Source organism: Siphonobacter sp. (assembly GCF_048595215.1).
Lineage (GTDB): Bacteria > Bacteroidota > Bacteroidia > Cytophagales > Spirosomataceae > Siphonobacter.
The window spans coordinates 1-6076 of the sequence record NZ_JBMDWJ010000340.1; the positions used below are offsets into that span (position 1 = coordinate 1).

The 6076-nt window shown below is 53.7% G+C and carries 7 protein-coding genes; all 7 read right to left on the reverse strand.

Features of this window, described 5'->3' with window-relative positions:
• A partial coding sequence (locus ACOJTG_RS21050) for a HesA/MoeB/ThiF family protein (RefSeq protein ID WP_420155618.1) occupies positions 1 to 573 on the reverse strand: 573 nt, incomplete at its 3' end.
• Positions 570 to 1685, reverse strand: coding sequence for a 2-iminoacetate synthase ThiH (gene thiH, locus ACOJTG_RS21055; protein ID WP_420155619.1), 1116 nt, complete (start codon positions 1683 to 1685; stop codon positions 570 to 572). The genes thiH and ACOJTG_RS21050, both read right to left, overlap by 4 nt.
• Positions 1686 to 1755: 70 nt before the next feature.
• A complete protein-coding gene (locus tag ACOJTG_RS21060) occupies positions 1756 to 2532 on the reverse strand; it encodes a thiazole synthase (RefSeq protein WP_420155620.1) in 777 nt (258 codons plus the stop codon).
• Complete coding sequence (locus tag ACOJTG_RS21065) at positions 2504 to 3136, reverse strand: thiamine phosphate synthase (protein ID WP_420155621.1); 633 nt, start codon at positions 3134 to 3136, stop codon at positions 2504 to 2506. The genes ACOJTG_RS21060 and ACOJTG_RS21065 overlap by 29 nt, the downstream gene beginning before the upstream one ends.
• On the reverse strand, positions 3133 to 3897 hold the full coding sequence (locus ACOJTG_RS21070; RefSeq protein ID WP_420155622.1) for a hydroxymethylpyrimidine/phosphomethylpyrimidine kinase: 765 nt from the start codon (positions 3895 to 3897) through the stop codon (positions 3133 to 3135). Before ACOJTG_RS21070 ends, ACOJTG_RS21065 begins: the two co-directional genes overlap by 4 nt.
• Positions 3894 to 5759, reverse strand: coding sequence for a phosphomethylpyrimidine synthase ThiC (thiC, locus tag ACOJTG_RS21075; RefSeq protein ID WP_420155623.1), 1866 nt, complete (start codon positions 5757 to 5759; stop codon positions 3894 to 3896). Before thiC ends, ACOJTG_RS21070 begins: the two co-directional genes overlap by 4 nt.
• Before the next feature lies 1 nt (position 5760).
• On the reverse strand, positions 5761 to 6076 hold a 316-nt coding region (gene thiS / locus ACOJTG_RS21080), incomplete at its 5' end, for a sulfur carrier protein ThiS (RefSeq protein WP_420155624.1).

Sequence of the window (6076 nt, forward strand, 5' to 3'; positions counted from 1 at the left end):
CAAAACGCCCAGAACACCTACGATACTGCAGGCTTCCAGTTCACTGGGCTCCGGGTACAGGCAGCGATAGGTAGGGCCACCCTGGTAATTGAAGACGCTGACCTGCCCCTCAAATTTGTAAATCGAGCCAAAAATCAGCGGTTTGTCCAGTAGCACGCAGGCATCGTTGACCAGATACCGCGTAGCGAAATTATCGGAACCATCCACGACGAAATCGTAAGAGGCCAGAATCGTTTCGGCGTTTTCAGGCGTCAGGAAACAGGCATGAACGTCGTAGTCGAGGTGTGGATTCTGCTGGTACAAAACTTCCGCCGCCACTGCGGCTTTGTTGCGACCGATGTGAGCGGTCGAAAATAGGATCTGTCGCTGAAGATTACTCAGTTCGACCGTATCCCCGTCGATGATGCCCAGCGTACCTACGCCCGCCGCTGTGAGGTATTGCAGTATGGGGCAACCCAATCCACCCGCCCCGACGACGGCCACGCGGGCATTTTTCAGCCGTTCCTGTCCGACCAGACCTACCTCCGGGAGGCGAATGTGGCGGCTGTATCGTTTGAGTTCGTCTTCGTTCATACAAAAGAAGGGTCCCAGTCTTTCCAGACCGGTACGTACCCTTGATTACGGATTACCGATGAAATTTGAGCGGGCGTACGTTCGTCCGAAATCTCGAACTGCTCCAGCGACTCCGGCTCGACGGCGTAACCTCCCGGATTGGTTTTCGATCCGGCACTCATACTCGTAATGCCGAGCTGGATGAGGTGATCGCGGAAGCGGGGCGTTTCCCGCGTAGAAAGCGAAAGCTCTACGTCTTCATTGAACAGCCGATACGCACAGATCAGTTGTACCAGCTCACGGTCACTCATGCAGGATTTGAAGCGGTGTACCTCATCCGTAAGCTGAATGGGGCGTAAGCGGGGAAACGAAATGCTGTACTTGCTTTGCCAGTAGGTTTTCTGAAGGTACTGCAGGTGCAAAGCCGTGAAAAAGCTATCCGCTCGCCAGTCTTCGAGGCCTAGTAAGGCTCCCAAGCCCATTTTATGAATACCGGCTTTGCCCAGTCGGTCGGGCGTATCGAGTCGGTAGCGGAAGTTTGATTTCTTACCCTTGGGATGGTGCGTTTTGTACGTTTCTTCGTGGTACGTTTCCTGATAAACCAGTACCGTATGCAGGCCTTCGGCAATCAGCGTTTTGTACTCCGGAAGATCTAACGGCTGCACTTCCATCGAAATATGAGCGAACAAGGGACGAATCAGCCGAATGGCGTGCTGGATATACGCAACGCCCACGGTCTGATTGGCTTCGCCGGTAACCAGCAACACGTGGTCATACCCCAGCTGTTTGATGGCCTGAGCTTCGAGCAATATTTCCTCGTCCGTCAGTGTTTTGCGGCGGATTTTATTATCCAGACTAAAGGCACAGTACGTACAGATATTCTGGCATTCGTTGGACAAATACAGCGGGGCGTACATCTGGATCGTCTTGCCAAAACGCCGCTGCGTGAGCTGGCGACTTTGCTGGGCCATCGGTTCCAGATACGGCAGAGCTGCGGGAGAAATCAATGCTTTGAAATCATCTAGACTGCGTTTAGACGTTGCCAGGGCCTGTTCGACCCGTTGTGGCGTGGTCTCGTGAATGTCACCAACGACCGTATCCCACGCATAGCGGTCAAACCAATCTTTAAACATACCAGAATCTGATTTACGGTCGGGCCTACAACAGGGCAACGACCGTAGTGAATGCTACGAATGAGAAGTCTTACGAAAGCTCGTCCAGAAAAGCCGTCAGCGGACTGCTGGCCTGAGCCCAGGTAATGGGCTGGGCCAGTCGGGCTTCGTAGGCCATTCGTCCGGCTTCAACGGCTAGTTTAAACGCCTGAGCCATACGTACCGGGTCGGATGAAACGGCAATGGCCGTATTTACCAGTACCGCATCAGCTCCGAGTTCCATCGCGGCAGCGGCGTGGGAGGGAGCTCCCAAACCAGCGTCCACGACTACGGGAACGGTACTTTGTTCGATGATGATTTCCAGGAAATCCAGCGTTCGCAGGCCTTTGTTCGTCCCAATGGGAGCTCCCAAAGGCATGACGGCGGCTACGCCCACTTCTTCCAGACGCTTACACAAAACGGGATCAGCGTGGATGTAAGGCAGGACCACAAAGCCCAGTTTTACGAGTTCTTCCGCCGCCTTAAGCGTTTCAATAGGGTCAGGGAGCAGGTATCGCGGATCGGGGTGAATTTCGAGTTTAAGCCAATGCGTTTCCAGAGCTTCACGGGCCATTTGGGCGGCAAAGACGGCTTCGCGGGCCGTTCGTACGCCCGAGGTATTGGGCAACAGATGAGCCGTCGGCAGGTGGGAAAGCAAATCATCCTCCTGCGTATGCATAGCGTCCACTCGCTTAAGAGCGACCGTGATCAGCTCCGTACCCGAAGCGTGCAGGGCTTCCCGCATGAGGGAAGAAGACCCAAACTTGCCCGTACCCGTAAAGAGGCGGGACGTGAAGGTTTTATCGGCGATGGTCAGAGACGGATTCATACAAAAGAGTTAAAAACAAACGGGTTTGTTCGGCGGGATCAGCCGCGGCAGAAACGGCTGAGGAAACGGCAATGCCGTGAACGCCCACCTGCCGCAGGAGTGGGACATCGGGCTGCGTAATTCCTCCAATGGCAATGATTGGAATGGAAATGCCCTGTTGCCGCAACCCATCCAGGATGCGTTGATACCCAGCGAGTCCTAGAATGGGGCTGAGCTTTTCTTTCGTGGTGGTAAAGCGATAGGGGCCTAAACCGATGTAGTCCGCTCCACTTTGGTAGTGCAGGAGAATATCCTCGAGCGTATTGGCCGTTCCGCCAATAATCATCTCTGAGCCTACTAACTTACGGGCCTGGGCAAGGGGCATATCTTCTTTACCCAGGTGTACGCCGTCAGCCCCGATTTCTCCGGCCAGATGCGGATTGTCATTGATAATGAGGCGGGCACCAGAAGCCTTACAAACGGCCTGCGTTTCCTGAGTGATGGCTTTCCAGTCTTCGTATGGTTTGTTTTTCAGGCGAAGCTGAATCCAGTCGGCCCCCGCCGAGCAGGCTACTGCAGCCTGCTCGGGTTGGGTAACGATGTAGTGAAACGAACTAATGGTCATAGTGTATGAAAACCCAGCAGATACGGCGTGCTGGCCAGATAGCGGTTCATGTACTGACGGGTAGATTTACCCGTTTCCGAAATCGATTGCCCTTTGGCCAGTCCAGCCGCCAGAGCTGAAGATAGTACGCAGCCACTGCCGTGTTTCTCGCCCTGGGGCAGGTGAGGAGCCGGATACGCGGCCAGTACTTCTCCTTCCCGAAGGAGATAATCCGTAACGGTTTCCTCCACGGGTTCAACGTGACCACCTTTCAGGTAAACCAAACAGTATTGACTAAGCACCTTCGCCGCCTCCAGGGGTGAATCGATGCCGGTTAGTTGCTGAGCTTCCCAGGCGTTGGGCGTCAGGATTCGCAGGCGTCGTAGTACCGTTTCGAATTCTGTATACGGGCTTCCTTCGTGAAACGTGAATCCGGCCGAGGCTTTCAGAATGGGGTCCCAGATGATTTGTATACCCGGATTTTGCTGAAGCAGCCAGTCCGTCAACTGATCCAGTACGGCAAACGATTCGATCAACCCAATCTTGACAATTTCAATGGGATACCGTTCGAATAAAGGCTGACACTGGTCCAGAATCGTCGGCAGCGGTACCCATTCCAGAGCCCGGAAATCTGCGTCGTGCTGCATGGTCAGAGCGGTACAGACGGACAGTCCGTATACCTGATTCAATTCAAAAACTTTTATATCGGCGAGGATTCCGGCTCCGGCACTGGGATCGAGTCCGGCAATGCTGAGGACGTACGGACGTTCAGTCTGAATCATAAATAGATTTCTCCGCCCTGTTCGACAAATTCTTTCGCTTTGTGCTTCATTGCTTCGTCGAAGACTTCCTCGTGCTGTAGTTGGTTCTCTTCGGCGTACGCCCGTACTTCCTGCGTGATTTTCATCGAGCAGAAGTGAGGGCCGCACATGGAGCAGAAGTGAGCGAGTTTGGCTCCTTCGGCGGGCAACGTTTCGTCGTGGAATTCACGGGCCGTATCCGGGTCGAGCGAAAGATTAAACTGATCAGCCCAGCGGAATTCGAAACGGGCTTTACTCAAAGCATTATCGCGATACTGAGCCCCCGGATGGCCTTTCGCCAGGTCGGCGGCGTGAGCGGCGATCTTGTAGGTAATTACCCCGTCTTTTACGTCTTTTTTGTTGGGTAAACCCAGGTGTTCCTTCGGTGTTACGTAGCACAGCATGGCCGTACCGAACCAGCCAATCAAAGCGGCTCCGATACCCGAGGTAATGTGGTCATAGCCCGGAGCAATGTCCGTCGTGAGCGGTCCCAACGTGTAAAACGGAGCTTCCTGACAGTGTTCCAGTTGCTTGTCCATGTTCTCTTGGATAAGGTGCATGGGCACGTGGCCGGGACCTTCGATCATCACCTGTACGTCGTGTTTCCAGGCAATTTTCGTGAGTTCACCCAGGGTTTCGAGTTCGGCAAACTGGGCGGCATCATTGGCATCGGCAATCGAGCCGGGACGTAGGCCATCGCCGAGGGAGAAGCACACGTCGTATGCCTTCATGATTTCGCAGATTTCCTCAAAATGCGTATACAAGAAGTTTTCTTTGTGATGAGCCAGACACCATTTGGCCAGGATACTTCCACCCCGGGAGACGATACCCGTGACACGGCGGGCCGTCAGCGGAATGTACCGTAATAACACGCCGGCATGGATGGTGAAATAATCCACGCCTTGCTCGGCCTGCTCAATGAGCGTATCCCGGAAAATCTCCCAGGTCAGGTCTTCCGCCTTGCCGTTTACCTTTTCCAGAGCCTGATAAATGGGTACGGTTCCCACGGGTACAGGACAGTTGCGGATGATCCACTCGCGGGTTTCGTGAATGTTCTTACCCGTCGATAAATCCATCAGTGTGTCGCCGCCCCAGCGGCAGCTCCATACGGCTTTCTCAACTTCTTCTTCGATACTGGAAGTCACTACGGAGTTACCGATGTTGGTATTGATTTTTACCAGAAAATTGCGGCCAATAATCATGGGCTCGCTTTCCGGGTGGTTGATATTGGAAGGAATGACGGCTCGTCCAGCGGCTACTTCCTGACGAACGAACTCCGGCGTAATGAACTTTTTAGGCGTATTAGCTCCAAAACTCTGACCCGGATGCTGGTGACTCAGCGATGCAGACTGTTCCTCAATTCGCTGATTCTCCCGGATGGCGATGTATTCCATTTCGGGAGTGATGATGCCTTGCCGGGCGTAGTGGAGCTGGCTAACGTTTTGTCCCACTTTGGCCCGTAAGGGTAAGCGAATGTGGTCAAACCGGAGTGAATCCAGACTACGGTTGGCCATGCGTTCACGGCAGTATTCGGAAGAGAAACCAGGGAGTTGTTCAACATCGCCGCGTTCCTGAATCCAGTTTTCCCGTAAGCGGGGCAGCCCTTGTTTTAGGTCAATGGATACTTCAGGGTCGGTATACGGGCCGCTGGTATCGTAGACCGTGACGGGAGCATTGGGTTGACGTACTTCTTTTTCTCCGATGTAGCTGATGGTATCCGAAAGGGTAATTTCCCGCATGGCGACGCGAATGTCGTGCAGGGTTCCGGGAACGTAGATTTTCCGGGAGCCGGTAAGGGGTTCCCGCGTGATGGTCTGAGGCGTTGGCAGTTTTTCGTTTTTCATGTTAACCTCCCTGAGTGGCTTGAAGAATGGTGATTTTCTCGTTTTCGGATACGATGAACTGGTCCCAGGTAAGACGGGGGACAATGGCGTTGTTGACGGCAACGGCGATGCCTTTTTTCTCGGCAAGCTCCAGTTGCGTCAGCAGCGAACGTAAAGACACGGCGTCTTTCGTCTGAACGGCTTGATTGTTGACAAATACGGTCATGGGACGTTTCATGTCGCATGAAAGCACAAGCCAATAGGGGGAGACGTAACGAGTGAAGAAGTACGAAAACAGCCGTAGCAACGGACGTTTTCCCGGAAAGAAATAGATTCCT

Bases quoted from the DNA above. Each gene is read 5' to 3' on its own strand.
- thiH (WP_420155619.1), bottom strand. From the start codon at position 1,685: ATGTTTAAAGATTGGTTTGACCGCTATGCGTGGGATACGGTCGTTGGT.
- ACOJTG_RS21060 (WP_420155620.1), bottom strand. From the start codon at position 2,532: ATGAATCCGTCTCTGACCATCGCCGATAAAACCTTCACGTCCCGCCTC.
- ACOJTG_RS21070 (WP_420155622.1), bottom strand. From the start codon at position 3,897: ATGATTCAGACTGAACGTCCGTACGTCCTCAGCATTGCCGGACTCGAT.
- ACOJTG_RS21065 (WP_420155621.1), bottom strand. From the start codon at position 3,136: ATGACCATTAGTTCGTTTCACTACATCGTTACCCAACCCGAGCAGGCT.
- thiC (WP_420155623.1), bottom strand. From the start codon at position 5,759: ATGAAAAACGAAAAACTGCCAACGCCTCAGACCATCACGCGGGAACCC.